This is a genomic window from Streptomyces sp. NPDC057249 (genome assembly GCF_042669245.1).
Classification (GTDB): Bacteria; Actinomycetota; Actinomycetes; order Streptomycetales; family Streptomycetaceae; genus Streptomyces.
This window is the reverse complement of the sequence record NZ_JBHUXS010000033.1, coordinates 1-26,589: the sequence shown is the minus strand read 5'-3', so window position 1 is coordinate 26,589 and position 26,589 is coordinate 1. Positions and strand designations below refer to the sequence as shown.

General features: G+C 71.9%; 24 protein-coding genes. 11 read left to right on the top strand and 13 right to left on the bottom strand.

From position 1 onward, the window contains the following. Positions 1-88: 88 nt before the first annotated feature. Positions 89-2,020 carry a serine/threonine-protein kinase gene (locus tag ACFUJY_RS34395; RefSeq protein ID WP_383306986.1) on the bottom strand — a complete coding sequence of 644 codons (1,932 nt, stop codon included), beginning with the start codon at positions 2,018-2,020 and terminating at the stop codon, positions 89-91. A 153-nt stretch (positions 2,021-2,173) separates the two neighbouring features. After that, the gene (locus ACFUJY_RS34390) at positions 2,174-3,883 is read right to left on the bottom strand and encodes a glycerol-3-phosphate dehydrogenase/oxidase (RefSeq protein WP_383306984.1); all 1,710 of its coding nucleotides are present in this window, start codon (positions 3,881-3,883) and stop codon (positions 2,174-2,176) included. Positions 3,884-4,127: 244 nt separating this feature from the next. Between ACFUJY_RS34390 and ACFUJY_RS34385 the strand changes: the two genes are divergently transcribed. Continuing rightward, complete coding sequence (locus ACFUJY_RS34385) at positions 4,128-5,390, top strand: nucleotide sugar dehydrogenase (RefSeq protein WP_383306982.1); 1,263 nt, start codon at positions 4,128-4,130, stop codon at positions 5,388-5,390. A 122-nt stretch (positions 5,391-5,512) separates the two neighbouring features. Continuing rightward, positions 5,513-6,046, top strand: coding sequence for a hypothetical protein (locus tag ACFUJY_RS34380; protein WP_383306980.1), 534 nt, complete (start codon positions 5,513-5,515; stop codon positions 6,044-6,046). A gap of 82 nt (positions 6,047-6,128) precedes the next feature. On the opposite strand, the gene ACFUJY_RS34375 is transcribed toward ACFUJY_RS34380, so the two are convergent. From ACFUJY_RS34375 to ACFUJY_RS34360, 4 genes are all read right to left on the bottom strand, one after another. Further along, entirely contained in the window at positions 6,129-7,253 is a 1,125-nt protein-coding gene (locus ACFUJY_RS34375; RefSeq protein WP_018101158.1) for a GuaB3 family IMP dehydrogenase-related protein, read from the bottom strand. Between the two features lie 303 nt (positions 7,254-7,556). Next, a complete protein-coding gene (gene guaB / locus ACFUJY_RS34370; protein WP_383306977.1) occupies positions 7,557-9,059 on the bottom strand; it encodes an IMP dehydrogenase in 1,503 nt (500 codons plus the stop codon). 174 nt (positions 9,060-9,233) lie between these two features. After that, positions 9,234-9,809, bottom strand: coding sequence for a sigma-70 family RNA polymerase sigma factor (locus ACFUJY_RS34365; protein ID WP_383306975.1), 576 nt, complete (start codon positions 9,807-9,809; stop codon positions 9,234-9,236). 248 nt (positions 9,810-10,057) lie between these two features. Beyond that, entirely contained in the window at positions 10,058-10,669 is a 612-nt protein-coding gene (locus ACFUJY_RS34360; RefSeq protein ID WP_003948568.1) for a response regulator transcription factor, read from the bottom strand. 425 nt (positions 10,670-11,094) lie between these two features. On the opposite strand from ACFUJY_RS34360, the gene ACFUJY_RS34355 reads away from it, so the two are divergent. After that, positions 11,095-11,421 carry a WhiB family transcriptional regulator gene (locus tag ACFUJY_RS34355; protein WP_383306973.1) on the top strand — a complete coding sequence of 109 codons (327 nt, stop codon included), beginning with the start codon at positions 11,095-11,097 and terminating at the stop codon, positions 11,419-11,421. Between the two features lie 87 nt (positions 11,422-11,508). On the opposite strand, the gene ACFUJY_RS34350 is transcribed toward ACFUJY_RS34355, so the two are convergent. Beyond that, positions 11,509-12,426: a LysR family transcriptional regulator gene (locus ACFUJY_RS34350; protein ID WP_383306971.1), complete on the bottom strand. Its 918-nt coding sequence runs from the start codon at positions 12,424-12,426 to the stop codon at positions 11,509-11,511. 80 nt (positions 12,427-12,506) lie between these two features. On the opposite strand from ACFUJY_RS34350, the gene ACFUJY_RS34345 reads away from it, so the two are divergent. Together ACFUJY_RS34345 and ACFUJY_RS34340 are read left to right on the top strand one after the other, a co-directional pair. After that, positions 12,507-13,187, top strand: a complete 681-nt coding sequence (locus tag ACFUJY_RS34345; protein WP_383306969.1) for an MOSC domain-containing protein — start codon at positions 12,507-12,509, stop codon at positions 13,185-13,187. Positions 13,188-13,239: 52 nt separating this feature from the next. Continuing rightward, positions 13,240-14,013, top strand: coding sequence for an SDR family NAD(P)-dependent oxidoreductase (locus tag ACFUJY_RS34340; protein WP_383306967.1), 774 nt, complete (start codon positions 13,240-13,242; stop codon positions 14,011-14,013). Positions 14,014-14,042: 29 nt separating this feature from the next. Here the strand turns inward: ACFUJY_RS34340 and ACFUJY_RS34335 are convergent, their stop codons facing one another. Further along, positions 14,043-15,806, bottom strand: a complete 1,764-nt coding sequence (locus tag ACFUJY_RS34335; RefSeq protein ID WP_383306965.1) for a DUF2264 domain-containing protein — start codon at positions 15,804-15,806, stop codon at positions 14,043-14,045. Between the two features lie 170 nt (positions 15,807-15,976). On the opposite strand from ACFUJY_RS34335, the gene ACFUJY_RS34330 reads away from it, so the two are divergent. From ACFUJY_RS34330 to ACFUJY_RS34310, 5 genes are all read left to right on the top strand, one after another. Beyond that, complete coding sequence (locus ACFUJY_RS34330; RefSeq protein WP_383306963.1) at positions 15,977-17,089, top strand: substrate-binding domain-containing protein; 1,113 nt, start codon at positions 15,977-15,979, stop codon at positions 17,087-17,089. 107 nt (positions 17,090-17,196) lie between these two features. After that, entirely contained in the window at positions 17,197-18,525 is a 1,329-nt protein-coding gene (locus ACFUJY_RS34325; RefSeq protein ID WP_383306961.1) for an ABC transporter substrate-binding protein, read from the top strand. A 4-nt stretch (positions 18,526-18,529) separates the two neighbouring features. Then, positions 18,530-19,417, top strand: coding sequence for a carbohydrate ABC transporter permease (locus ACFUJY_RS34320; protein ID WP_383306959.1), 888 nt, complete (start codon positions 18,530-18,532; stop codon positions 19,415-19,417). Continuing rightward, entirely contained in the window at positions 19,414-20,268 is an 855-nt protein-coding gene (locus ACFUJY_RS34315) for a carbohydrate ABC transporter permease (RefSeq protein ID WP_383306957.1), read from the top strand. The genes ACFUJY_RS34320 and ACFUJY_RS34315 overlap by 4 nt, the downstream gene beginning before the upstream one ends. 29 nt (positions 20,269-20,297) lie before the next feature. Beyond that, the gene (locus ACFUJY_RS34310; RefSeq protein WP_383306956.1) at positions 20,298-21,326 is read left to right on the top strand and encodes a hydroxyacid dehydrogenase; all 1,029 of its coding nucleotides are present in this window, start codon (positions 20,298-20,300) and stop codon (positions 21,324-21,326) included. A 53-nt stretch (positions 21,327-21,379) separates the two neighbouring features. Here the strand turns inward: ACFUJY_RS34310 and groL are convergent, their stop codons facing one another. Further along, on the bottom strand, positions 21,380-23,005 hold the full coding sequence (gene groL, locus ACFUJY_RS34305; protein WP_365678491.1) for a chaperonin GroEL: 1,626 nt from the start codon (positions 23,003-23,005) through the stop codon (positions 21,380-21,382). 101 nt (positions 23,006-23,106) lie between these two features. Next, positions 23,107-23,415 (bottom strand): co-chaperone GroES, encoded by a 309-nt coding sequence (gene groES, locus ACFUJY_RS34300; protein WP_018101172.1) that lies wholly within the window; start codon positions 23,413-23,415, stop codon positions 23,107-23,109. Between the two features lie 294 nt (positions 23,416-23,709). Here groES and ACFUJY_RS34295 point away from each other — a divergent pair, with 294 nt between their 5' ends. After that, entirely contained in the window at positions 23,710-24,129 is a 420-nt protein-coding gene (locus tag ACFUJY_RS34295; protein ID WP_383306953.1) for a DUF6234 family protein, read from the top strand. On the opposite strand, the gene ACFUJY_RS34290 is transcribed toward ACFUJY_RS34295, so the two are convergent. The 3 genes from ACFUJY_RS34290 to ACFUJY_RS34280 form a co-directional block, all read right to left on the bottom strand. Next, complete coding sequence (locus ACFUJY_RS34290) at positions 24,120-25,094, bottom strand: polysaccharide deacetylase family protein (RefSeq protein WP_383306951.1); 975 nt, start codon at positions 25,092-25,094, stop codon at positions 24,120-24,122. The two genes, ACFUJY_RS34295 and ACFUJY_RS34290, sit on opposite strands and share 10 nt — an antisense overlap. Positions 25,095-25,230: 136 nt before the next feature. Next, positions 25,231-25,896, bottom strand: coding sequence for a hypothetical protein (locus ACFUJY_RS34285; protein ID WP_383306949.1), 666 nt, complete (start codon positions 25,894-25,896; stop codon positions 25,231-25,233). Between the two features lie 47 nt (positions 25,897-25,943). Then, positions 25,944-26,414, bottom strand: a complete 471-nt coding sequence (locus ACFUJY_RS34280; protein WP_383306947.1) for a VOC family protein — start codon at positions 26,412-26,414, stop codon at positions 25,944-25,946. Between the last annotated feature and the right edge of the window lie 175 nt (positions 26,415-26,589).

Below are 26,589 nucleotides of genomic sequence, written 5' to 3'. Positions count from 1 at the left end.
GGCTCTCACCATACGTGGCAAGCGGCGACCGCGCGGCAGGGTCGGCCCAACCTGCGGCGCGACCGCGCCGAATCCCGCCGCCGGCCAGCTAGTCGAACGGCTTGAACGAGTCGAACGCCGCCTTCCGCAGCGTCCGGCACTCCTTGCCGTCCCACTCGTCGGCCTTGCAGCTGATCATGATCGCGTAACCGTGGTCGCTGTCCGCCTTGAAGCCGCGGTTGAGCACGCGCACCCGCTGGCCCTGCTGCGTGCGCTCGAACTGCCAGTCGGCGACGGTCGGATAGCCGTTGTACTGCACCTTCTGGATGCCCAGGTGGTGGTAGTTCGTGCTGGTCGCGGCGACCCCGCCCCGGGCCGCGTTCCAGGAGGCGGCGGCGTCGTCGCCGGGCGAGGAGGTGTAGTCGACCTGGAGGCGGGGGAAGCCGCCCTTCACGTTGTAGATCGCGCCGGCGCCCTGGCCGGAGTTGGTGTCGAAGCGGAAGCTCTTGGGCATCGCGATGGAGAAGTGGAACCGCTTGTTGGTCACCGTGCGGTAGCCGGCGGGCACGTCGTCCTCGGCCTTGCCGCCCTTCTTCCCGTCCTCGCCCTGCTCGTCCGCCTCGTCCTTGCCCTTGCCCTTGTCCTCGTCCTGCCCGGCGTCCTGCTCCTTGCCGCTGTCGCCCTGTGCGGCGTCGGAGGAGCCGGACGGGGCGTCGGCGCTCGGCGCCCCGGCGGGGGCGGAGGCGCCGGCGTTCTTCCCGCCGGAGTCGTCGGGCTTGTCGTCGCCCCCGCCGAGCGTGAGGGCCAGCACCGTGCCCAGGACCGCGAGCACGACGACGGCCGCGATGATCGCCAGGGTGCGGCGCGGGACCACGTCCGTGAGCGACGCGCGGGGCGCGGTGACCGGCGAGGAGGCCGGGCGCTGCGGCGGTACGGCCCCGGAGGGGGACGCGGCGCCGGGGGCGGAGGTCGGCCGGGCCGGGACGGGCGGCGCGGTGACGGGGGCGGCGGCCGCACCGGCGGCGGGCGTGGTCCGGGCGTTGCGCACGGAGCGCAGCGCGCCGCGCAGCCGGTCACGGGTGCCCTCGCCCGCTTGACCGGGCGCGGTCGTGGCGCCGGCGACGCCCTTCGGCAGCGCCATCACCTGCGTGGCGTCGGCGGGGGCCGGGACAGCGCGCTCCGGCTGCTCGAAGGAGCTGATGACGTCGTTGAGCAGGGCGCGCGCCCCGGCGTCGTCCAGCCGCTGTTCCGGGTCACGGGTCAGCAGCCCGTAGATGACCTCCTCCAGCGGGCCCGCGTTCTTCGGCGGGTCCAGCGGCTCGGTCATCACGGCGGTCAGGGTCGCGATGGCGGAGCCCTTGTCGTACGGCGGGGTGCCCTCGACGCTCGCGTACAGCAGGCCGCCGAGCGACCACAGGTCGGCGGGCGGTCCCGGCTTGTGGCCGCGCGCCCGCTCCGGCGAGATGTAGGAGGGGGCGCCGACCAGCATGCCGGTGGAGGTGACCGACGGGTCGCCCTCGACCTGGGCGATCCCGAAGTCGGTCAGCACGACCCGCCCGTCCTCGGCGATCAGCACGTTGGACGGCTTCACGTCGCGGTGCAGGATGCCCTCGCGGTGCGCGGAGCGCAGCACGTCCAGGAGGGCGAGGCCGATCTCGGCGGCCCGTTTCGGCTCCAGGACGCCGTCCTCGCGGACCGCCTCGGCCAGCGACTTGCCCTCGATGAGCTCCATGACGATCCACGGCCGGTCGTCCTCGTCCACCACGTCGTAGACCGTGACCGCGCCGTTGTTCCGGATGCGCGCGATCGCCTTGGCCTCGCGCAGCGTGCGCGTGATGAGGCGGCGCTTCTCGTCCTCGTCGATGGCCGAGGGGAACCGCAGTTCCTTGACCGCCACCGTGCGGCCCAGGGTCTCGTCGACGGCGCGCCAGACCGTACCCATACCGCCCCGGCCGAGCACCTTCCCCAGCCGGTACCGCCCCGCCAGGAGACGTCCGTCCGTGTCCCCTTGGGGCTCCCGTGCCTGCTCCGCCTCCGACATGCGTCCCCTCTGCGATCAACCCGCCCTGGCAGAGCGTTCATTGTCCCTCACCCCGGGACCGCTCCGGGTGCCGGGTCCTGGTGCCGCTTCCGGCACGCCGGAACCGGGGCTCCCGGAAGCGGAGTTCCGTCCGGAGCCGGGGCTGAGCCGGGGTCAGAGCAGCGGCACGATGTCCGGTGCGCCCAGCCGCGCCGCGTCCGCCGTCAGGTCGTCCGGCTGGCGCTGCGACTCGCGTTCCGCCTCCACCCGCTTCTCGTAGTGTTCGACCTCGCGGTCGGTCCGGCCGGCGTCCCAGCCGAGGACCGGCGCCATCAGCTCGGCGCAGAGCCGGGCGGAGCGGGTGCCCCGGTCGAAGGTCTCGATGGAGATCCGGGTGCGCCGGGTCAGGACGTCGTCCAGGTGGCGCGCCCCCTCGTGCGAGGCGGCGTACACGATCTCGGCCTTCAGATAGTCGTCGGCGGCGGGCAGCGGATCGCCCAGCGCGGGGTCGGCGACGATCAGCTCCAGGACCTCCTCGGTCATCGAGCCGTACCGGTTGAGCAGGTGCTCCACCCGGGCGACGTGGAGGCCGGTGCGGGCGGCGATCCTGGCGCGCGCGTTCCACAGGGCGCGGTAGCCCTCGGCGCCCATCAGCGGGACGTCCTCGGTGACGCAGTCGGCGACCCGCTGGTCGAGGCCGTGCACCGCCTCGTCCACGGCGTCCTTGGCCATCACCCGGTACGTCGTGTACTTGCCGCCCGCGACGACGACGAGGCCCGGCACCGGGTGGGCGACCGTGTGCTCGCGCGACAGCTTGCTGGTGGCGTCCGACTCGCCGGCCAGCAGGGGCCGCAGGCCCGCGTAGACGCCCTCGACGTCGTCCCTGGTCAGGGGCGTCGACAGGACCGCGTTCACATGTTCCAGCAGGTAGTCGATGTCGGCGCTGGAGGCGGCCGGGTGCGCCTTGTCCAGGTCCCAGTCGGTGTCCGTGGTGCCGACGATCCAGTGCCGGCCCCACGGGATGACGAAGAGCACGGACTTCTCGGTGCGCAGGATCAGGCCGGTCGAGGAGTGGATGCGGTCCTTGGGGACGACCAGGTGGATGCCCTTGGAGGCCCGTACGTGGAACTGGCCGCGCTCGCCGATCAGCGACTGGGTGTCGTCCGTCCAGACCCCGGTCGCGTTGACCACCTGTTTGGCCCTGACCTCGTACGTACCGCCCGCCTCGACGTCCTCCACGCGGGCGCCGACGACACGCTCCCCCTCCCGGAGGAAGCCGGTCACCCGCGCGCGGTTCGCCACCTGCGCGCCGTACGCGGACGCGGTGCGCACCAGGGTGGCGACATAGCGGGCGTCGTCCATCTGGGCGTCGTAGTACTGCAGGGCCCCCACCAGGGCGTCCCGCTTCAGGGCCGGGGCGACGCGCAGGGCCCGGCGGCGGGAGAGGTGGCGGTGCACGGGCAGGCCCCGGCCGTGTCCGGAGGAGACCGACATCGCGTCGTACAGCGCGACGCCGGAACCGGCGTACAGCCGCTCCCAGCCCTTGTGCTGCAAGGGGTAGAGGAAGGGCACCGGCTTCACCAGGTGCGGGGCGAGCCGTTCGAGCAGCAGCCCGCGCTCCTTCAGCGCCTCCCGGACGAGGGCGAAGTCGAGCATCTCCAGATAGCGCAGGCCGCCGTGGATCAGCTTGCTCGACCTGCTCGACGTGCCGGACGCCCAGTCGCGCGCCTCCACCAGACCGGTCGAGAGCCCTCTGGTGACCGCGTCCAGTGCCGTCCCGGCGCCGACCACCCCCGCTCCCACGACCAGCACGTCCAGTTCGCGCTCGGCCATGGCGGCGAGCGCCTCGGCGCGCTCCGCGGGTCCCAGTGTCGCTGTCCTCACCGCTGCCTCCCGGTTGCTCGGGGTCCGGCACGGATCGCGGCCCCGACCATGCGTTCGGCGCCCGTGCCCACAGATCGATTCTGTCCGCGCCGCGCGACTTCAGCCACCGCCTGTGGACAACACCCGGACGACAAGGGCCGCACAATGCGGCATATCGGTCATATTTACGCCTAACCTGACATAGCGCTGTCCACAGCGGTTGCGCTTTCTGCCTCCTGGTCTTAAGGGAAGGACGGCCCACCCAGTGCCTGCAGACCTCGCCGTCATCGGACTCGGTCACCTCGGCCTGCCCCTCGCCCAGGCCGCCGTCCACGCCGGTATCCAGACCATCGGCTATGACACCGACCCCCGGGCCTTCGCGGAGGTCGCCGCGGGCCGCGCCCCGGTCGAGGGATCGCTGCCGGCGTCCGACATCCGCCGCATGCTCTCGCTGGGCTTCCGGCCCACCACCGATCAGGCCGAGCTGGGCCGCGTCCGCACCGCCGTGATCTGCGCGCCCACCCCGCTCGGCCCCGACCGCACGCTCGACCTGAGCGCCGTCGCCGACGCGGCCCGCGCCCTGGCCGCCCGGCTGCGCCCGCACACCACCGTGCTCCTCGAATCGGCCGTGCCCCCGGGCACCACGGAGGGCTTCCTGCTCCCGATCCTGGAGGAGGGCTCGGGCCTGCGCGGCGGGCGCGACTTCCACCTCGCGCACTCCCCCAGCCGGCTCGACCCCGGCAACCGCACCCACATCTACGCCAACACCCCCAAGGTCATCGGCGGCCTCACCCCCGCCTGCACCGAGTCCGCCGCCGCCTTCTACGGCCGGCTGACCGACAAGGTGGTCCGGGCCCGGGGCACCCGCGAGGCCGAGATGACGAAGGTCCTGGAGACCAACTTCCGGTACGTCAACATCGCCCTGGTGAACGAGATGGCGGTGCTCTGCCACGATCTGGGCGTCGACCTCTGGGACGTCATCCGGTGCGCCGAGACCAAGCCCTTCGGCTTCCAGCCCTTCCGCCCGGGCCCCGGCGTCGGCGGCCACGGCGCCCCGGTCGACCCGGGCCATCTCCCGTACCACCACCGCACCCCCGGCCCCCCGCTGCGGATGGTCTCGCTGGCGCAGGAGATCAACGAGCGGATGCCGCAGTACGTGATCCAGCGCTGCGCCACCCTCCTCAACGAACACGGGAAGGCGGTGCGCGGCGCGCGCGTCCTCCTGCTCGGCGTCACCTACAAGCCGGACCTCGCCGACCAGGAGGCGTCACCCGCCCGCGAGATCGCCACCCGGCTGATGGACATGGGCGCCCAGATCGGCTTCCACGACCCGCACGTCCTGGACTGGCGCGTCCGCCAACTCCCCGTCCCCCGCGCCGATTCGCTCTACGAGGCCGCCGCCGGCGCGGACCTCACAGTGCTGCTCCAGCACCACCGCACGTACGACCTCCAGGGCCTCGCGGTGAAGGCGCAACTCCTCCTGGACACCCGTGGCGCGACCCCCGCCGGAGCCGCCCACCGACTGTGATGACGGGCCCTCAGCCCAGTTCCCCCAAGGATTTCGGTGGGCCGATGTCGGAACCGACTGCTAGCCTGCGGCGTCACTCTTCGCACAGCAGTGCGTAGCCGTCCCCAGGGGGAGAACCCAGCATGAGCCAGTCCGTACCACCGCCGAACCAGCCCTACGGCGGCCAGCCCCAGGGCGGCAACCCGTTCGCCGGCCAGCAGCCCGGCGCCCCGTTCGGCGGCGGCCCCGCGCCGTTCACCCCGGCCCCGCCGGCGCGTGACAACGTCGCGCTCGGTGTCGTCGTCGCGCTCGTCGCGGCCCTCGTCGCGGCCGGCATCTACGGCGCGATCATCGGTGCCACGGAGCACGAGATCGGCTACGCGGCCGTGGGCGTCGGCGCTCTCGTCGGCTTCGCGGCCGGAAAGCTCGGCGGGCGCAACCCCGCTCTGCCGGTCCTCAGCGGCCTCTTCTCGCTGCTGGGTGTCTACCTCGGGCAGATGCTGGGCGCCGCGATCATGATCAACAAGCAGTTCGGCATGCCGGTCACGGACATCCTGTTCGACCACTTCGGTGACCTGAACACGGCGTGGAAGGAAGCAGCCGACGCCATGAGCTTCGTCTTCTTCGTGATCGCCGCCGTGGTGGCGTTCTCCACGGCCCGCAAGATGGCCGACTAGTCACGGTCCACCCGGCCGTGACACCCCGGAGGGCCCGGACCGCCATCGCGGTCCGGGCCCTCCGGCGTCCGTACGGACGAACTCAGCGGCGGTGCTGGGAGTCCGCGACCGTCACCTCGACGCGCTGGAACTCCTTGAGGTCGCTGTAACCCGTGGTAGCCATCGCCCGGCGCAGCGCGCCGAAGATGTTCATCGAGCCGTCCGGGGTGTGCGAGGGGCCGGTCAGGACCTCCTCGGTCGTCCCGACCGAGCCCAGGTCCACCAGCTTGCCGCGCGGCACGTCCTCGTGGACGGCCTCCATGCCCCAGTGCCGTCCCCGGCCCGGCGCGTCCGTCGCGCGGGCCAGCGGGGAGCCCATCATCACGGCGTCCGCGCCGCAGGCGATGGCCTTCGGCAGGTCGCCGGACCAGCCGACGCCGCCGTCCGCGATGACGTGCACGTACCGGCCGCCGGACTCGTCCATGTAGTCGCGGCGGGCACCGGCCACGTCGGCGACCGCGGTCGCCATCGGGACCTGGATGCCGAACACGTTGCGCGTGGTGTGGGCGGCGCCGCCGCCGAAGCCGACGAGGACACCGGCCGCGCCGGTACGCATCAGGTGCAGGGCCGCCGTGTACGTGGCGCAGCCGCCGACGATCACCGGGACGTCCAGCTCGTAGATGAACTGCTTCAGGTTCAGCGGCTCGGCGGCGCCCGAGACGTGCTCGGCGGAGACCGTGGTGCCCCGGATGACGAAGATGTCCACGCCCGCGTCGACCACGGCCTTGGAGAACTGGGCGGTGCGCTGCGGGGAGAGCGCGGCGGCGGTGACCACCCCGGAGTCGCGCACCTCCTTGATGCGCTGCCCGATCAGCTCCTCCTGGATCGGCGCGGAGTAGATCTCCTGGAGGCGGCGCGTCGCGGTCTCGACGGGCATCTCCGCGATCTCGTCGAGCAGCGGCTGCGGGTCCTCGTGCCGGGTCCACAGCCCTTCCAGGTTGAGGACGCCGAGGCCGCCGAGCTCGCCGATGCGGATGGCGTGCTGCGGGGACACCACGGAGTCCATGGGGGCGGCCAGGAACGGCAGCTCGAAGCGGTAGGCGTCGATCTGCCAGGCGATCGAGACCTCCTTCGGGTCGCGGGTCCGGCGGCTCGGGACGACGGCGATGTCGTCGAATGCGTATGCCCGGCGGCCGCGCTTGCCGCGCCCGATCTCGATCTCAGTCACGATGATGTGGCCTTTCCCTCTGCGTCTGCGCTGTCCAGTATCCCCGACACATGCCGGACCGGCGGCCGCATGGGGGGTGGAGGAAGGAGCGGGGCTGGGTGCGTGCAGCTGCAAGGCGGAGGATTGAGGCAGATGGGGCCTCCCCTGTTCGAGCGCAGCCGAGAACTTGGGGAAGGAGCGTTGGTGATTGACGACAACGCCGCAGATGCGCGTGCCCAGCCCCGCGACGCCGCCCCCCATGCGGCCGCCGGTCCAGGGGGCGGTCCGGGGAACCCCGGTCCGCCCCTCACCTGCGTCCTCGCGTTACTTCCTGCTGTAGTTCGGTGCCTCGACCGTCATCTGGATGTCGTGCGGGTGGCTCTCCTTGAGGCCCGCCGAGGTGATCCGCACGAAGCGGCCCTTGCTCTCCATCTCGTCCACGGTCGCGGCGCCCACGTAGCCCATGGTCTGGCGGAGGCCGCCGACGAGCTGGTGCAGCACGTTGGCGAGGGGGCCGCGGTAGGGCACCTGGCCCTCGATGCCCTCGGGGACGAGCTTGTCGTCCGAGGCGACCTCGGCCTGGAAGTACCGGTCCTTGGAGTAGGAGCGGCCCTGGCCGCGGGACTGCATCGCGCCCAGCGAGCCCATGCCCCGGTACGACTTGAACTGCTTGCCGTTGATGAACAGCAGCTCGCCGGGGGACTCCTCGCAGCCCGCGAGGAGCGAGCCCAGCATCACGCTGTCGGCACCGGCGGCGAGCGCCTTACCGATGTCGCCGGAGTACTGGAGGCCGCCGTCGCCGATGACCGGGACGCCCGCCGCACGGGCGGCCAGCGCGGCCTCGTAGATCGCGGTGACCTGCGGGACGCCGATGCCGGCGACGACGCGGGTCGTGCAGATGGAGCCGGGGCCGACGCCGACCTTGACGCCGTCCACGCCGGCGTCGATCAGGGCCTGGGCGCCGTCGCGGGTCGCCACGTTGCCGCCGATCACGTCGATGCCCACGGCCGACTTGATCTTGGACATCCAGTTGAGCGCGTTGCTGTTGTGGCCGTGCGAGGTGTCCACGATCAGGAAGTCGACGCCCGCCTCGGCCAGCGCCTGGGCGCGGTCCAGCGCCTCGGGGCTGGCGCCCACGGCGGCGCCGACGAGCAGCCGGCCGTCGGCGTCCTTGGCCGCGTTCGGGTACTGCTCGGCCTTCTTGAAGTCCTTGACCGTGATGAGGCCCTTGAGGAGGCCCGCCTCGTCCACCAGCGGCAGCTTCTCGATCTTGTGGCGGCGCAGCAGCTCCATGGCGTCCACACCGGAGATGCCGACCCTGCCGGTGACCAGCGGCATCGGCGTCATGACCTCGCGCACCTGGCGCGAGCGGTCCGACTCGAACGCCATGTCGCGGTTGGTGACGATGCCGAGCAGCTTGCCCGCCTGGTCGGTGACCGGGACGCCGCTGATCCGGAACTTGGCGCAGAGCGCGTCCGCCTCGCCGAGCGTGGCGTCCGGGCCGACCGTGATCGGGTCGGTGACCATGCCGGACTCGGACCGCTTGACCAGGTCGACCTGGTTGACCTGGTCCTCGACCGAGAGGTTTCGGTGCAGCACGCCGACGCCGCCCTGCCGGGCCATCGCGATGGCCATGCGGGCCTCGGTGACCTTGTCCATGGCGGCGGACAGCAGCGGGATGTTGACGCGGACGTTGCGCGAGATGAGCGTCGAGGTGTCGACCGCGTTGGGCAGCACTTCGGATGCGCCCGGCAGCAGCAGCACGTCGTCGTATGTCAGCCCGAGCGTCGCGAATTTCTCGGGCACTCCGTCGACGTTTGCAGTCATGACACCTTCCCCAAATGGCCTTGATCGGTGCGGATGTCCATGCTAACGGGCTCGGGAGGCGTCTCATTCCACGAGCAAGATCACCCGCTGTTTCTGTAGCTTTCTACGGCTGTGGCGTACGTCTCCGAGGGCCGGGCCCGCCCGCTCGGCCCGCCCCTCGGTGCACCGCCGGACTCACTGTTCGGCGAGGGCCCGCAGCCGGCTCAGCGCACGGTGCTGGGCGACCCGGACGGCTCCCGGGGACATGCCGAGCATCTGCCCGGTCTCCTCGGCGGTCAGCCCGACGGCGACGCGCAGCACGAGCAGTTCGCGCTGGTTCTCCGGGAGGTTGGCCAGGAGCTTCTTGGCCCAGGCGGCATCGCTGCTGAGCAGCGCGCGCTCCTCGGGCCCGAGCGAGTCGTCGGGGCGCTCCGGCATTTCGTCGGAGGGCACGGCCGTCGAGCCGGGCTGCCGCATCGCGGCGCGCTGGAGGTCGGCCACCTTGTGACCGGCGATGGCGAAGACGAAGGCTTCGAAGGGTCTGCCCGTGTCCTTGTAGCGCGGCAGCGCCATGAGCACGGCGACGCACACCTCCTGCGCCAGGTCCTCCGTGAAGTGGCGGGCGTCACCGGGCAGCCGGTTCAGCCGGGACCGGCAGTAGCGCAGGGCGAGCGGGTGGACGTGGGCCAGCAGGTCGTGGGTGGCCTGCGCGTCGCCCTCGACGGCGCGGTGCACCAGGGCACCGATCACCGTCGTCCCGTCGTCGCGCATCGAACCATGGTGCCCCGGCCCCGCTTCATCCGCGGCACCGCGTCCGTAGTTGTGCACCGAAGCGTTATGAGCGGGTGCGCCGGAAGTCATGTCCTGCGCCCTCCCCTTCCGCTCGACCGAATCGTTCCCGAGGAACTCCACGTCTCAAGGATGCGGCATCGGCCGGGAAGCGTCACATACCGCCGGATCGGCGGGGTACGGCTTGCGCCGCACCCCCTGCGCCCGGGCCCGCGGGCCCGGGCCGACTGTCAGCGCACCAGACCCCATCGGAAGCCCAGGGCCACCGCGTGGGCGCGGTCCGAGGCGCCGAGCTTCTTGAAGAGCCGCCGGGCGTGCGTCTTCACCGTGTCCTCGGAGAGGAACAGCTCGCGGCCGATCTCCGCGTTGGAGCGGCCGTGGCTCATCCCCTCCAGCACCTGGATCTCGCGTGCCGTGAGCGTGGGCGCCGCACCCATCTCGGCCGACCGCAGCCGGCGCGGGGCGAGCCGCCACGTCGGGTCGGCCAGCGCCTGGGTGACGGTCGCCCGGAGCTCGGCCCGGGAGGCGTCCTTGTGCAGATAGCCGCGGGCACCGGCGGCGACCGCGAGCGCGACGCCGTCCAGGTCCTCGGCGACGGTCAGCATGATGATCCGGGCGCCGGGGTCGGCGGAGAGCAGCCGGCGGACCGTCTCCACCCCCCCGAGGCCGGGCATGCGTACGTCCATGAGAATCAGATCCGAACGGTCGGCACCCCAGCGGCGGAGGACTTCCTCGCCGTTGGCGGCCGTCGTCACACGCTCGACGCCGGGCACGGTCGCGACCGCGCGACGGAGCGCTTCTCGGGCAAGCGGGGAGTCGTCGCAGACGAGGACGGAAGTCATGACCGCCCTCCGCAGCTGATGCGCGTCACCTTGAGCCTCCAGGCTGTTACAAGTCGTCACCTGTGCGGTTGACGCTCTCGGACATCTGCCCGATCGCTCTTTCTGCCAACCGCCTCCGCACTCTCAACGATGGTCACTCGAAAGAGTTACGGGTCGGAAGACCGAGTTCGGCACTCTACGTGAGTAAGCGCTCACGGAGCAGAGCGCCACGGGTCGTCCAGTCGTCAACCGAAACTTTTGACGGAGCCGTGCCCCATTTAGCGGGATTTCTTCCCTTTTGGTGGTGTCTGTGGCTAGATTCGCAATCAGTCATATTTACATCTACTAACACCGTAGATGTACGGTTTTGTACGCGGTCATCGACGAGCACCCACCCACGACACACACGACGCTTCCGACTCAGCACGGTTTCGAGGGGACAAGCAATGGCCGATTTCTCCCGACTTCCCGGACCCAACGCCGATCTGTGGGACTGGCAGCTGCTGGCGGCCTGCCGCGGGGTCGACAGCTCCCTCTTCTTCCACCCCGAGGGGGAACGTGGTGCCGCCCGGAGCGCCCGTGAGACCTCCGCGAAGGAGGTCTGCATGCGGTGCCCCGTACGCGCGGAGTGCGCGGCGCACGCGCTGGCCGTTCGCGAGCCCTACGGGGTGTGGGGCGGGCTCACCGAGGACGAGCGCGAGGAACTGATGGGGCGCGCGCGCAATCGGCTGATCACCGCGGCGGCGCCGGCGGCGACGCCGGGGGATGGGTGACCGTCGCTGCGCGTATCGAGGGAGAAACGTTTCTTCACCCCACCCCGCCCCTTCCTGGAACCGGGGCTCCGCCCCGGGCCCCGCGCCTCAAACGCCGGCGGGGCTGGATTTCGCAGGGCTGGAAGATGCCAGTGCCAGGTGGTCCAGGGTGGCCGCCACCGCCGGGACCCTGGCCAGGTCGGGCAGGGTCAGCGCGACGATCTCGCGCTCGATGGCCGGCACCACCGTGACGGTCCTGGCCCCCCGGCGGCGTACCGACTCGATGGCCAGCGCCGGCAGCACCGCGACCCCCAGGCCCGCGCCGACCAGGCCGATCACCGCCGGGTAGTCGTCGGTGGCGAAGTCGATGCGCGGGGTGAACCCGGACTCCTCGCACACCTCCACCAGCTGCCTGCGGCACCGGGGGCACCCGGCGATCCAGGGCTCCCCGGCCAGCTCCGCGATGCCGACCTCGTCCCGGTCCGCCAGCGCGTGCCCCTCGGGGACCAGGCCCGTGAGCCGGTCGGTGAGCAGCGGGCGGACCACCAGGTCGTCCCACTCGGCGCCCGGTTCGCCGTACCGGAAGGCGAGCGCGATGTCGCAGTCGCCGTCCCGCAGCATCTCCACCGACCGGGGCGGCTCGGCCTCCACGAGGGAGACCCGCGTGCCGGGGTGGGCGGCGCGCAGGGCGGCGAGGGCGCCCGGGACCAGCGACGAACTGCCGCTGGGGAACGAGACGAGCCGGACCCGGCCGGCCCGCAGTCCGGCGATCGCGGCGACCTCCTCCTCGGCGGCGGTGAGCCCGGCGAGGATGCCGGAGGCGTGCCGCACCAGCGCCTCGCCCGCCTCCGTCAGCCGCATCTCGCGGCCGGTCCGGATGAGCAGCGTGGTCCCCGCCGAGGACTCCAGGGCCTTCATCTGCTGGCTGACGGCGGGCTGGGTGCAGCCCAGCTCGCGGGCGGCGGCGGAGAAGGAGCCGGTGGTGGCGACAGCGCGCAGGACGCGGAGGTGGCGGGCTTCGATCACCCCTCCAGCATAAGCAATGCTTGGGTCGATCGCGAAGTATCGACGTGCGGCTTTGGGCCGGCCTTGGATACCGTTCCGGTATGACCGCGAGGACTGTGCTGACCGTGAACGCGGGGCGTCCCACCCCGGCGTCCCACACCGATGCCCCGGGCGGCAGGACCGGAATCGACAAGCGGCCCGTGGCCGGGCCCGTCCGGGTCTCCGATCCCGGCCCCAGGGGTGAGGGCGGCAGCGGTCTCGCCGGGGACGCGGTGTGCGACCTGCGCCACCACGGCGGCTCGGACCAGGCGGTGTACGCCTTCGCCCGGGAGGACCTGGACGCCTGGGAACGGGAGCTGGGCCGCCCGCTGGCCAACGGTTCGTTCGGCGAGAACCTGACCACGGCGGGGCTCCGGGTCGGCGAGGCCCTGATCGGCGAGCGCTGGCGGATCGGCGGGGAGCTGGTCCTGGAGGTCGCCTCCGGCCGCATCCCGTGCCGTACGTTCCAGGGCCACCTCGGCGAGGCCCGCTGGGTGAAGCGGTTCACGGAGGCGGCGGCACCGGGGGCGTACCTGCGGGTGATCACGCCGGGGTCCGTGCGGGCGGGCGACCCGGTCGAGATCGTGCACCGGCCGGACCACGAGGTGACGGTGGAGCTGCAGTTCCGGGCCGTGACGACCCGGCGCGACCTGCTGCCGCTGCTGCTTCCGGCGGGCGGGGCGCTGACCCCGTCGACGCTGCGCAAGGCACGGGCGTACGCGGCGGAGCTCACCGCTTCCTGAGCGGGCGGGAGCGCCGGGGGGCGCCGTTTCCGGATGCTCTACCGTGCCGCGTATGACGACTGCACTGATCACGGGCGCGACGGCGGGTATCGGTGCCGCCTTCGCCCGGCGGCTCGCCGCCGACGGGTACGACCTGGTCCTGGTGGCCCGGGACGCGGAGCGGCTGCGCGAGCAGGCGACCGAGCTGCACGACAAGCACGGCATCGAGGCCGAGGTGCTGCGGGCCGACCTGTCCGAGGACCAGGGCATCCGCGCGGTCGAGGAACGCCTCGGGGACGCCCGGCACCCGGTCGACCTGCTGGTGAACAACGCGGGCTTCGGCAACAAGGGGCGCTATCTGGAGGTCCCGATGGCCGACGAGCTGACGATGCTGAAGGTGCACTGCGAGGCGGTGCTGCGGCTGACCTCGGCCGCGGCGGCCCCGATGCGGGAGCGCGGCCGGGGCGGCATCGTCAACGTGGCCTCGGTGGCGGCGTTCGTGCCGCGCGGCACGTACGGGGCGTCGAAGGCGTGGGTCGTGCAGTTCAGCCAGGGCGCGGCGAAGGACCTGGCCGGGTCCGGGGTGCGGCTGATGGCGCTGTGCCCGGGGTTCGTGCGTACGGAGTTCCACCAGCGGGCCGGGATGGGCACCGGCAACATCCCGGGCTGGATGTGGCTCGACGCGGACAAGCTGGTGAGCGCGGCGCTCGCGGACCTGGCGCGCGGGAAGTCGGTGTCGGTCCCGGACCCGCGCTACAAGGTGCTGATGGGCGCGGTGAAGCTGACGCCGCGCGGCCTGCTCGGCGGGCTGACCTCCCGGACGGGCCGCAAGTACGGTCCGCAGTAGGCGCGCGGGTGCCGCGCCCGCCGCTCCGGTCACTCCGCCGGGAGCCGGAGTACGGCGGTGCTGCCGTCGTACCAGGTCACCCGGATCTCGTGGGGGCTCTGTACGTGGACGTCCGCGAGGGTCCCGACGGGTGCCGGGTCCGCCTCGCCGGTGAGTGAGGCGAGGGCGACGAACAGGGACCGGGGCCCGGCGGTGGCGCCCTCGAGGGCCAGGAGTCCGGAGGTCTCGCCGAACATGGTGTCCCCGCCGGGCAGTTCGCGGACCCCGGCCCGGTAGCCGTGCACCGGGTGGAGCTGGGCGGTGAGCGTCCGGTCGTCCCCGGCTGCCCACCCCGTCTGGCGGACGGGTGTGCCGTCGGGCGCGCCCGTGACCAGGTGCGCGCGGACCTCGGCGCGGCCGTGGGCGAGGGTGGCGGAGACGACGCGGACGCCGGGGCACGGGGTGTGCGCGGAGGCGCCGGGGCCGAGCGGGTCGGCGGCGAGGCGGGCGGTCGGCTCGCCGCCGGGGAGCAGCGCGAAGTGGTTGTCGCGCTCGGCGGGTCCGTGCGTGGGGCCGGTCCGGGTGGAGTACGCGAAGCGGGCGTAGCCGGGGTCCTCCTCGTCGCCCACGTGGTTCGAGCCGTGGTTGTGGAGCCGGACGAGGCCGTCCGCGGCGGTGGACTGGAGGAGCATCCCGGTCGGGCCGAGGACGGTCACGGCGTCCTCCCGCTCGGCGGGCAGCGGCTCTTCGGGGGCCGTCCAGACGGGGTGGTCCGCCGGCATCAGGAGTCCGAGGAAGCCCTTGGAGGCCCAGTACGGGGAGGCGGGCCCGGAGTACGCCTGGAGCATGGGTGCGTACGGGTGGTGCCAGCCGAGGGTGAGGAGGCCGTCCCGGTCGGTGGCGCCCCGGTCCAGGAAGTGGCGGAGGGTGCCCGAGGCGAGGCGGCGGGTGGCGCCCGGGGTGAGCGGGGTGTGGCCGGTCAGCGCGCCGAGCCAGGGGGCCGCCGCGGCGGCGAAGCGGTAGACGAGGGAGCGGCCGAACGGCATGGGGGCGCCGTCCGCGCCGAACATGCGGCTGTAGTCGTCCAGGTGGCGGCGCAGGCGGGGGCCGTAGCGGTCCAGGAGGTCCCGGTCGCCGGCGAGGTGGGCGTGCAGGACGGGGTAGAAGTGCATCGCCCAGGCGTTGTAGTGGTCGAAGGAGCGGTTCGGGCCGTCGCTGTACCAGCCGTCGCCCAGGTACCAGTCCTCCACGTGGTCCAGCGCGCGGTCGACGGTCCGCCGGGCCCGGTCGGTCTCGATGCCGGCGTCCTGGAGGAAGCCGGCGACGGTGAGTCCGAAGAACCACCAGTTGTTGTTCACCGGGGAGGTGCCGAGGGCGGGCAGGAGCCAGTCGACGGCGCGTTGCCGGGTGCGGTCGTCCAGCGTGTCCCAGAGCCAGGGGCGGGTGAGGCGCAGGCCCAGGGCGACGGAGGCGGATTCCACGACGGCCTGGGGGACGTCCGCGATCCGGGGCCAGGCGTCGGGACTGCCCGCCGGGTCCGACGTGCCGGCGGCGAGCCCTTCCGCGTACCGGCCGAGGAAGCCGTGCGGGTCCTCGCCGCGCGCCCCCGCGGTCCGCAGCGCGGCGAGCAGCCAGGTGCGGGCGTAGCCTTCGAGGCCGTCGGAGAGGGGTCCGGACCGGCTCGGCCGGGGGCCGGGGAGATCGATGCGGCCGTGGCGGGGCGAGGCGTGGGGGCGTACCGCGAGCAGGAGCCGGTCGGCCGCCCGTTCCCAATCGGCACGGGTGTACCCCGTGTACGGACTCGTCGTGGGCATGATGCTCCCAGGGGAGGCGGACTTCGGCGTCGCCGGGAATCCTGAACCGCGGATTGATCGAACGTCAAGGGCGAAGTAGCGAATGATCGAAACTTCCATCAATCGATCACAGTGGATTAGGGTCTGGCGAGCCGAGCCACCACATCGCGATCTTCAAGGGGACTGCCGCCGTGCGCGAGAGTGCAGCTGAACGTCATGACCGACTTCTGGCCCTGGTACGGGAGCGCGGCTCGGCCCGCGTCTCCGATCTGGCCGGCCTGCTGGGGGTCTCCCCCGTGACGGCGCGCCGCGACGCCGAGGCGCTGGCCGAGCGCGGGCTGCTGGACCGGGTCCACGGCTCGGTCTCCTGGCCCCGGGACGCGTCCGCCCCCGCCGCCCCCGGGCCGGGCGGCGGCCCGGTGCTCGGGCTGATCGCCCCCTCGGCGACGTACTACTTCGCCGAGGTCATCCGCGGTGCGCACGAGGCGGCCGCGCGGGCCGGGGGCCGGCTCGTGCTGCGGATCTCCGACTACCGGCCCGAGGGGGACCGGGCGCGCGCCGAGGGGCTGCTCGCCTCCGGGGCCGAGGGGCTGCTCATCGCCCCGGCCTGGCGGGGCGCCGAGGACCAGGCGGCGTACGGGGACTGGATGGCGGAGCTGCCGGTGCCCGCCGTGCTGCTGGAGCGCACCCCGGCGCCCGGGTCGCCGCTGGACGGCCTGGACCGGGTCTGCTCCGACCACCGGCACGGGGTGCTGCTCGCGGTGCGCCATCTGATCGGGCTCGGCCGCGGCACCCCGCTCCTGGTGGCCCGCGCCGACAGCCCGACCGCGCTCGCGGTGCGCTCCGGGTACGAGGACGCGCTCGCGGTGCTGGGGCTGGCGGACGGCGCCCCGGCGATGATCGGGACCTCCGGGCCCGAGGTGGACCCGGAGCGCTTCGAGGAGGCGGTGCGCGAGGTGCGCGACGCGGTGGCCTCCGGCCGGGCCGCGGCGGTGGTGGTGCACAACGACGTGGACGCGATCCACCTGGTGCAGCGCCTGTCCGAGCTGGGCGTGCGGGTGCCGGAGGACCTGGCGGTGATCGCGTACGACGACGAGGTGGCGGCGCTGGGCGACATCCCGCTCACCGCGGTCAGCCCGCCCAAGCGCCACGTGGGGCGGTACGCGACGGAGCTGCTGATCGGCCGGCTCGGGGCCGGGCGGGACGGGGCCGGGCCGGACGGTCCCGGACGGGACGGGGACGAGCCGGGCAGGCATCTGGCGCTGCTGCCGCGGCTGCGGGTGCGGGCGTCGACCGCTCGATAACTTTCTGATCTTTTCTCGATCAATCAATCTTTCGCTCTTGACTTCGGTCATCGGTGGACCAAGGATCACGCCCAACGTCCCTGTCACCGTCGACCCAGGAGCCCGTCGTGAACCGCAGTTGGAGCAGAACGACTCTTTCCATAGCCGGAGCCGTCACCGCCCTCGCCGTCGTCACGGCCTGCGGTGGGGGCGGGGACGACTCCGGGGACGGCGGCACCGGCAGCGCCGCCAAGCCCGTGACCATCACCTTCTGGGGCTGGGCCAAGGGCACCAAGGAGGTCGTGGACGCGTTCAACGCCTCGCACAAGAACATCCATGTGAAGTTCGAGGAGACCCCGTCCGGGAACGCCGGCGGCTACGCCAAGATCTCCAACGCGATCAAGGCGGGCAACGCCCCCGACCTGGTCTCCGTCGAGTACCCGCAGCTCCCCGAGTACGTCAGCCAGGGCGGGTTCCAGGACATCGGCGCGTACCTCACCGAGGACGTGAAGAAGAAGTTCCTCCCGCAGGCGATCGAGCAGACCACGCTCGGCGGCAAGAGCTGGGCCGTCCCCTTCGACGCCGCGCCGCAGGCGTTCTTCTACCGCAAGGACCTCTTCACCAAGTACGGCATCGACGTCCCCAGGACCTGGGACGAGTTCAGGTCCGCCGCCCAGAAGGTGAAGAAGGCCGACGCCAAGGCCCGCATCGGCACCTTCTTCCCGGACGACCCGACCACCTTCGAGGCGATGGTCTGGCAGGCCGGCGCCCAGTGGTTCAAGACCGAGGGCGACACCTGGAAGGTCGACACCACCGACGCCGCCACCACCGAGGTCGCCGACTACTGGCAGGGCCTGGTGAAGGACGGCCTGGTCCGCACCGACGCGTCCTTCTCGCCCGCCTGGACCAACTCCCTGAAGACCGGCGGCACCATCGGCTACCTCGGCGCCTCCTGGGGCGGCGGCGTCCTCGGCTCCACCCTGCCCGAGCAGAGCGGCAAGTGGGCCGTCGCCCCGATCCCGACGTGGGACGGCGAGCCCGCCGGCGGCATGCTCGGCGGGACCACCTTCGCCGTGCCGAAGAACAGCGAGAAGGCCGCCGCGGCCGTCGAGTTCGCGACCTGGATGACCACCACGGAGGACGGCATCAAGGCCCGTATCTCCTCCGGCACCTCCAGCGCCTTCCCGGCCGCCCTCGGCCTGCGCCCGGCCGCGAAGAAGGCGTTCGACACCACGTTCTACGGCGGCCAGGACATCTACCAGGTCTTCGAGGACGGCGGCGCCGCGATCAAGCAGGGCTGGACCTGGGGCCCCGCGATGGGCACCACCAACACCACGCTCAAGGACCGCTTCGGCAAGCTCGCCGGGGGCGGCACCACCATCCCCGACGCCGTGCAGGCCGCCCACGACGCGACCGTAGCGGAGCTGTCCAAGCGCGGCCTGAAGGTCGAGGGCTGACCGGATGAAAGCCCGCACCCGCGCCGCCGCGGCCCTGCTGACCCCGTTCTTCGTCCTGTTCACCGCGGTGATGCTGATCCCGATCGGATACGCGGTCTGGCTCAGCCTCTTCACCGAACAGCAGTCGGGGCTCGGCTTCGGCGGGTCCGAGACGGTCTTCACCGGACTCGGCAACTACACGGCGGCGCTGGGTGACCGGGTCTTCCGCGACGGCTTCCTCGTCCTGCTCGGCTACTGCGCCGTCTACATCCCGCTGATGGTCGGCGGCGCCCTCGGGCTCGCCCTGCTGCTCGACTCGGCGCTCGCCCGCGCCCGGCGCTTCTTCCAGCTCGCGCTGTTCCTGCCGCACGCCGTGCCCGGCATCATCGCCGCGATGATCTGGCTGTACCTCTACACGCCCGGTCTCAGCCCCGTCGTCTCCGCGATGCACTCCGGAGGCATCGGCTTCGACTTCTTCTCGCCGAGTGGCGCGCTGCCCTCGATCGTGAACATCGCGCTGTGGGAGTGGCTCGGCTACAACATGGTGATCTTCTACGCCGCCCTGCAGGCCATCGACCGCTCGGTGCTCGAAGCGGCCACGGTGGACGGGGCGAGCGGCGGGCGCATCGCGTTCAGCATCAAGCTCCCGCTGATCCGTTCCTCGGTCGTGATGGTCGTGCTCTTCACGATCATCGGCTCGCTCCAGCTCTTCACCGAGCCGCTGATCCTCAACACCGGCTCCGGGTCCGCCGTCTCCTCCTCCTGGACACCGAACATGTACGCATACACCGCGGCCTTCGCCCGTAACGACTTCGGACTCGCGGCCGCCGCCTCCGTACTCCTGGCGCTCACCGCGGCCCTGCTGTCCTTCGTCGTCACCCGCCTGACCGGCCGGAAGGGCGCGCACGCATGAGCACCACCACCCGCAAGAACCCCTGGCTGTCGAAGGCCGCGGTCAACGGAGCGCTGCTGCTGGCCGTCCTCTACATGCTCTTCCCGCTCGTCTGGCTGGTCACCGCCGCCACCAAGGACACCGGCTCGCTGCTCGCCGGGGACACCTTCTCCTTCCAGGGCTTCGACCTCTCGAAGAACCTCTCCGACATCGCCTCGTACGGGGACGGCGTCTACTTCCGCTGGTACGGGAACAGCCTGCTGTACGCGGGAGTGGGCGCCGCGGTCTGCTCGCTGATCTGCGTCGCCGCCGGGTACGCCTTCGACAAGTACGAGTTCCGGGGCAAGGAGAAGCTGTTCGGTCTCGTCCTGCTCGGCGTGCTCGTGCCCACGACGGCTCTGGCCCTGCCGATGTACCTGCTGGCCAGCAAGCTCGGCATCGTCAACACGTACGGGGCGGTGCTGATCCCCGTCCTGGTGAACCCGTTCGGCGTCTACCTCGCCCGGGTCTTCTCCGCCGGCTACATCCCGGGCGAGGCGCTGGAGGCCGCGCGGATCGACGGCGCGGGAGAGCTGCGCACCTTCTTCTCCATCGGGCTGCCGATGATGATGCCGGGGTTCGTGACCGTCTTCCTCTTCCAGTTCACCGCGATCTGGAACAATTTCTTCCTCCCGCTGGTGATGCTGTCGGACCGCGACCTCTTCCCGCTGAGCCTCGGTCTGTACTCCTGGAACACCAACACCCACAGCGAGCCCAGCTTCTACCCGCTCGTCGTCACCGGGTCCCTCCTCGCCGTCATCCCGCTGATCGTCGCCTTCGTCTCCCTGCAACGGCACTGGAAGGCCGGACTCACCGCCGGCAGCGTCAAGTAGCGCTCATCTCAAGGGAGTCGTTCACCACCATGCAGTCCACCACTGACCCCCGGCCCTCGGTCCTGCTCGCCATGGGCCCGGGCATCCACGAGCGTCTCTTCGCGCCGCGCCACCGCGACCGGCTCGCCGCCCTCGCCCGTACGGACCCGGCCCTCGTCGCCCACGACCTGGCCGGCCCGGACCCCCGCGTCGCCGCCGCGCTCGCCGAGGCGGAGGTCCTGTTCACCTGCTGGGGCGCCACCCCGCTCACCGGGCAGGTCCTCGCCGCCGCGCCCCGCCTCAAGGCGGTGGTCCACGCGGCCGGCTCCGTCAAGCACCACATCACCGACGCCTGCTGGGAGCGCGGCCTCGCCGTCTCCTCGGCGGCCGGGGCCAACGCCCTGCCGGTGGCGGAGTACACCCTGGCCACGATCCTGCTGGCCAACAAGCGCGTCCCGCACTCCGCCCACGTCTACCGCGAGGTCCGCGCCGACCACGACTGGCGCGCCGAACTGGACGGGGCCGGCAACTACCGCCGCACGGTGGGCATCGTCGGCGCCTCTCGCATCGGCCGCCGCGTCATCGAACTGCTCCGCCCCTTCGACCTGCGGGTCCTGCTGTACGACCCGTTCGTCACCGCGGAGGAGGCGGCGCGCCTCGGCGTCGAACCGGCCGCCCTGGACGAGCTGTGCACCCGCGCCGACGTGGTCTCCGTGCACGCCCCCCAGCTCCCCGGGACCCACCACATGATCGGCGCCCGCCAGCTGGCCCTGATGCGGACCGGCTCGACGCTGATCAACACGGCCCGGGGTTCCCTGATCGACGAGGCGGCCCTCCTCCGGGAGCTGGTCCCGGGCCGGCTGCACGCCGTACTCGACGTGACGGACCCCGAAGTGCCGCCCGCCGACTCGCCGTTGTACGACCTCCCGAACGTCCTCCTGACCCCGCACGTGGCAGGCTCCCTCGGCAACGAACTGCACCGGATGACCGACCACGCGCTGGACGAGCTGGAGCGGTACGCCCAGGGGCGGCCGTTCGCGGAGGGGGTGCATCCGGCGGCGCTGGACCGGTCGGCGTGAAGCACGGAGGCCCGGCCCCCCTCGCGGGGTGCCGGGCCTCTTCGCGCTCTGCGTCAGTGCGAGTGACCGTGGCCGTGGCCCGCGGCCTCCGGCTCCTCCTCGGCCGGCTTCTCGACGACCAGGGTCTCGGTCGTGAGCAGCAGCGACGCGATGGACGCGGCGTTCTCCAGGGCGGAGCGGGTGACCTTGACCGGGTCGATGACGCCGGCCTTCACCAGGTCGCCGTACTCGCCGGTGGCGGCGTTGAAGCCCTGGCCCTTGTCGAGCTCGGAGACCTTGGAGGTGATGACGTAACCCTCCAGGCCGGCGTTCTCTGCGATCCAGCGCAGCGGCTCGACGGCGGCGCGGCGGACGACCGCGACACCGGTGGCCTCGTCGCCGGTCTTGCCGAGGTTGCCCTCGAGGACCTTGACGGCGTGGACGATGGCGGAGCCACCACCGGAGACGATGCCCTCCTCGACCGCGGCGCGGGTCGCGGAGATGGCGTCCTCCAGACGGTGCTTCTTCTCCTTGAGCTCGACCTCGGTGGCGGCACCGACGCGGATCACGCAGACCCCGCCGGCCAGCTTCGCCAGGCGCTCCTGGAGCTTCTCGCGGTCCCAGTCGGAGTCCGTGGCCTCGATCTCGGCCTTGATCTGGTTGACCCGGCCGGCGACCTCGTCGGACTTGCCGCCACCGTCGACGATGGTGGTGTCGTCCTTGGTGACGGTCACGCGGCGGGCGGTGCCCAGCACGTCCAGACCGGCCTGGTCGAGCTTGAGGCCGACCTCCTCGGCGATGACGGTCGCACCGGTGAGGGTGGCGATGTCGCCGAGCATGGCCTTGCGGCGGTCACCGAAGCCCGGCGCCTTGACGGCGACGGCGTTGAACGTGCCGCGGATCTTGTTGACGACCAGGGTCGACAGGGCCTCGCCCTCGACGTCCTCGGCGATGATCAGGAGCGGCTTGGAGCCACCGGCCTGGATGACCTTCTCCAGGAGCGGCAGCAGCTCCTGGATCGAGCCGATCTTGCCCTGGTGGATCAGGATGTACGGGTCGTCGAGGACGGCCTCCATACGCTCCTGGTCGGTCACCATGTACGGGGACAGGTAGCCCTTGTCGAAGGCCATGCCCTCGGTGAAGTCGAGGTCCAGACCGAAGGTGTTGGACTCCTCGACGGTGATGACGCCGTCCTTGCCGACCTTGTCCATCGCGTCCGCGATGAGCTCGCCGACCTGCGGGTCCTGCGCGGAGAGCGCGGCCACGGCGGCGATGTCGGACTTGTCGTCGATCGGGCGGGCGGTCGCGAGGAGCTCCTCGGACACGGCCTTGACCGCGGCGTCGATGCCCTTCTTCAGGGCGGCCGGGGAGGCGCCGGCGGCGACGTTGCGCAGACCCTCGCGGACGAGTGCCTGGGCGAGGACGGTGGCGGTGGTGGTGCCGTCACCCGCGACGTCGTTGGTCTTGGTCGCCACCTCCTTCACCAGCTGGGCGCCGAGGTTCTCGTACGGGTCGTCCAGCTCGACCTCGCGCGCGATGGTGACACCGTCGTTGGTGATGGTGGGGGCACCGAACTTCTTGTCGATGACGACGTTGCGGCCCTTGGGGCCGATCGTCACCTTCACCGTGTCGGCAAGCTTGTTGACGCCGCGCTCAAGGGCGCGACGGGCGTCCTCGTCGAACTTCAGGATCTTCGCCATGGAGCTGAACTTTTCCTCTCAAAACAAGAACTGCGCCCCTGCCGCCCGGCTGTTGGTTCGCAGGGGGCCAGGGGCGCAGAACAGAAGCAAACGTGGGTGAATTACTTCTCGATGATCGCGAGGACGTCGCGCGCCGAGAGGACGAGGTACTCCTCGCCGTTGTACTTCACCTCGGTGCCGCCGTACTTGCTGTACAGCACGACATCGCCGGTCTTGACGTCGAGCGGCAGGCGCTCGCCGTTCTCGAAGCGGCCCGGGCCCACGGCCAGGACGACGCCCTCCTGGGGCTTCTCCTTGGCGGTGTCCGGGATAACCAGGCCGGAGGCCGTGGTCTGCTCGGCGTCGAGCGGCTGGACCACAATGCGGTCCTCGAGCGGCTTGATCGCAACCTTGGAGCTGGCGGTCGACACGATCCGGTCTCCCCCTTCGGAGATCTCACGGGGTTTAACAGTCTTTGGGGTGGCGACCAGGTGGGCCCGTCGTCGCGGGTGCCGGACCTGCCGGTCGCGCAGTACTGCTGGCACTCTCCAGTGGGGAGTGCCAGCACTGAGACTATGACCGCGATTAGCACTCGGTCAAGCGGAGTGCCAATTCACGCCCCTCGTGGCGTACCCGGGAGCCGTACGGCTGCGACCGGGCAACGTTCCGGACACCGTAGGGACAACGCCGGGGCCGCCCGGTCCGTTCCGGTGGACGGTGGCGGCATGCGCATACGAACCTCCGGCCCGGACCGCCCGGCCCCGTCGCGCCCCGGACCGGTGATGACCACCTGCCTCGACGTGGTGCTCGGGGTGCTGCTCATCGCCCTGGAGGGGGTGATCAGCGCGGTCTTCTTCTACGCGTACGCGGGCTCCGCCCCCCGGCCGCCGAACCCGGACATGGCAGAGGCCGGACCGCCCGGGATGGACTGGTCCGGCACTCTCGTCCTCGCCGCCGTCACGGCGGTGGCCTGCGTGATCGCGGTGGTGCTGCTGCGCCACGGGCTGCCGATCGCGGGCGTCGTCCAGCTGATCGGCGTATGCCTGCTGCTGGTCCTCACGCTGACGGCCTGGCACGACGCCTACGAGGACGCCCACCCGGAGCCGGGGGACGGCACCCGCGGGTACGCCGCTTCCTATACGTAGTCCTCCAGGCGGGCCACGGCGTACCCCTGGTCCGTGATGACCTTCATGACGGACCGGACCAGGTCGGGCATGCTCCCCTTCCAGTCCGCCTCGCCCCGGAAGTGCGTGAGGATGATGTCACCGGGGTGCAGCTTCCGGTCCTCCTCGCGCCACTCCATGTGGTCGGGGAACGCCTCCGCCTCCCACAGCGGCACGGCGGTGATGCCGCAGGACTTGGCGACCTTCAGCGTGTCGGTGTTGTAGTTGCCGTACGGCGGGCGGAAGAGCCGGGGCCGCTTGCCGAACTGCTCCTGGAGGATGTCCTGCTGGCCGCAGATCTCGCGCTTCTGCTCGTCGTGGGAGAGGCCCGGCAGATAGCGGTGGTTGAGCGTGTGGTTGCCGAGGACGGTCCCCCGGGACTGGGCGTCCTTGAAGTACGTGTAGTCGTCGCGCACCAGGTAGTCGGTGAGGAAGGCGCTGTACGGGATGTTCAGCTCCGACATCATCTTCAGCAGCTCGGGGTCCTTGTCGTCCCCGTCGTCCATCGTCAGGAAGACGACCTTGTCCGTGGTGGGGACCCGGGTGAAGACCGGCGGCAGCGAGTCGTCCTGGCCCTCGACCTCGAATCCCTTGCGGGTGGTGAGGTGCGGCTTCTTCGCGGGCGGTACGGGCGCGGCGAGCGGCGTGCTCGCCAGGCCCCACTTCTTGGCGGCGACCGCGCGGGCGGCCTGGGCGAGCTCGGCCCGCTCCGCCTGCGCCGCGCGGGTGCCCAGCGCACCGGCGGCCGGGGCCGCCTGCGGGTCCGCCTGGCCGGCCTGGAGCTTCGCGCTCCGGGCGGCGCCCGCGTCCTCGCCCCCGGCCGCGCAGCCGGACGCGGCGGCGGCGACCAGGAGCGCGGCGAGGACCCCGTGACCCGGCCCGCGCCTCAGGCGCCTCCGTACCCGCTGCCGCCCGCCCGCCACCGCACCCTGTTCACGCCCATTCATGGCCAATTTGTCCTTTTGTCGTACTGGCTGCATGGCGCCGGATACTGCCAGTACGTGACGGGGCATCGGGTCCGACACCGCCGCCGGGCACGCGCGGTCCCCCGGGTGGCTCACACCGGGGCGGCCGGGAAGGCCCTCAGCGGTGGACGCCGCCGCCCCGGGACACCACGGGCGCCGGCGCGGCCGCCCCGGTCAGCGTCCGCACGATCCAGCGCCGGTGCCAGAACGCCTTGAAGACGCCGACGAGCCCGATGAGCCAGGCCAGCAGCCCGTACCCCATGATCACCGCCATCAGCCCGTACGTGTCCTCGCCCCGGACCCCTCCGGCGGGCACGACGACGCAGATGTACAGCCCCAGCGCGCCGAGCACGAAGGAGGGCAGCAGCCACCCCAGCGTCGTGCCGGGCAGCCGGAGTCCGGCGTCGCGGGCGGGGTCGCGGTCGAGCTCGCCCCACCGCGTGAGCAGCCGGCGCACCGCGGCGTCCCGGCGCAGCCCGACGACGACCAGGATCACCGCCGGGATCAGGGCGGCGGCGCCCAGTCCGATCATCACCACGCCCATGATCGCGCTGACGACGTCGTACGACTCCTCGAAGGTGATGACCGCCGTCCCGATGAACGACCAGCCGATCGCACCCACCACCCCCCACAGCCACAGCAGCCCGAGCCGGCCGGGTCCGATGTGGGCCTTCACCAGCACGCCGAGCAGGAAGGAGCGGTCGGCGAGCAGCGCGTCGCGGTCGGGCCAGGAGCGTATCTCCACGGGCGGCGGGGGCGGCGGCAGTACGAAGCGAGGGGACATGGGGCCGACCCTATCGATCACCCCTGACCCCAAGTGCCGGGCAGGGGTCAGGCGTTGCGGATGGCCTCGACGTCCAGGCGCTTCATGCCGAGCATGGCCTTCATCGCGCGGGCGGCCTTCTCGGGGTCCGGGTCGGTCAGGGCCTCGACGAGACCCGGCGGGACGATCTGCCAGGAGAGGCCGTACTTGTCCTTGAGCCAGCCGCACTGGCTCTCCTGGCCGCCGCCGGAGCTGAGCTCGTGCCACAGCCGGTCCGCTTCCTCCTGGGAGTCGCACTCCACGGAGAGCGAGACGGCCTCGGTGAAGGTGAACTCGGGCCCGCCGTCGAACGCGATGTACTCCGCGCCGTCCAGCTGGAACCGTACGGTCATCGCCGTGCCCTCCTCGCCGGGGCCCGCGGCGGTCCAGCGGGTGGTCTCCAGGACGCGCGAGTCGCCGCCGACGACGGAGACGTAGTAGTCGGCCGCTTCCTCGATCAGGCCCTTCGGGTACCACAGGAACGTGGTGACCTTCTGCATGGTCCTCTCCTCACGTACAGGGGCGAAGTGCCGTGAAGGGTAGACCGCGCAAGCGTCCGGAACTCATCGACGTGCCGCGGCTAGGGCCTGTCCGGCGGATCTTCGTGGAGCAGCCCGCGGCGTCTGGTGCGTGCTCTCGGCGCGCGCCCGCATCACCCTCGTACTGGACGTACTT

Excerpts from the sequence above, each read along its gene's own strand:
- ACFUJY_RS34395 (WP_383306986.1), bottom strand. The coding sequence starts at position 2,020 with ATGTCGGAGGCGGAGCAGGCACGGGAGCCCCAAGGGGACACGGACGGA.
- ACFUJY_RS34380 (WP_383306980.1), top strand. The coding sequence starts at position 5,513 with ATGAGCCAGTCCGTACCACCGCCGAACCAGCCCTACGGCGGCCAGCCC.
- guaB (WP_383306977.1), bottom strand. The coding sequence starts at position 9,059 with ATGACTGCAAACGTCGACGGAGTGCCCGAGAAATTCGCGACGCTCGGG.
- ACFUJY_RS34365 (WP_383306975.1), bottom strand. The coding sequence starts at position 9,809 with ATGCGCGACGACGGGACGACGGTGATCGGTGCCCTGGTGCACCGCGCC.
- ACFUJY_RS34360 (WP_003948568.1), bottom strand. The coding sequence starts at position 10,669 with ATGACTTCCGTCCTCGTCTGCGACGACTCCCCGCTTGCCCGAGAAGCG.
- ACFUJY_RS34355 (WP_383306973.1), top strand. The coding sequence starts at position 11,095 with ATGGCCGATTTCTCCCGACTTCCCGGACCCAACGCCGATCTGTGGGAC.
- ACFUJY_RS34345 (WP_383306969.1), top strand. The coding sequence starts at position 12,507 with ATGACCGCGAGGACTGTGCTGACCGTGAACGCGGGGCGTCCCACCCCG.
- ACFUJY_RS34340 (WP_383306967.1), top strand. The coding sequence starts at position 13,240 with ATGACGACTGCACTGATCACGGGCGCGACGGCGGGTATCGGTGCCGCC.
- ACFUJY_RS34335 (WP_383306965.1), bottom strand. The coding sequence starts at position 15,806 with ATGCCCACGACGAGTCCGTACACGGGGTACACCCGTGCCGATTGGGAA.
- ACFUJY_RS34320 (WP_383306959.1), top strand. The coding sequence starts at position 18,530 with ATGAAAGCCCGCACCCGCGCCGCCGCGGCCCTGCTGACCCCGTTCTTC.
- ACFUJY_RS34315 (WP_383306957.1), top strand. The coding sequence starts at position 19,414 with ATGAGCACCACCACCCGCAAGAACCCCTGGCTGTCGAAGGCCGCGGTC.
- ACFUJY_RS34310 (WP_383306956.1), top strand. The coding sequence starts at position 20,298 with ATGCAGTCCACCACTGACCCCCGGCCCTCGGTCCTGCTCGCCATGGGC.
- groL (WP_365678491.1), bottom strand. The coding sequence starts at position 23,005 with ATGGCGAAGATCCTGAAGTTCGACGAGGACGCCCGTCGCGCCCTTGAG.
- ACFUJY_RS34295 (WP_383306953.1), top strand. The coding sequence starts at position 23,710 with ATGCGCATACGAACCTCCGGCCCGGACCGCCCGGCCCCGTCGCGCCCC.
- ACFUJY_RS34290 (WP_383306951.1), bottom strand. The coding sequence starts at position 25,094 with ATGAATGGGCGTGAACAGGGTGCGGTGGCGGGCGGGCGGCAGCGGGTA.
- ACFUJY_RS34285 (WP_383306949.1), bottom strand. The coding sequence starts at position 25,896 with ATGTCCCCTCGCTTCGTACTGCCGCCGCCCCCGCCGCCCGTGGAGATA.
- ACFUJY_RS34280 (WP_383306947.1), bottom strand. The coding sequence starts at position 26,414 with ATGCAGAAGGTCACCACGTTCCTGTGGTACCCGAAGGGCCTGATCGAG.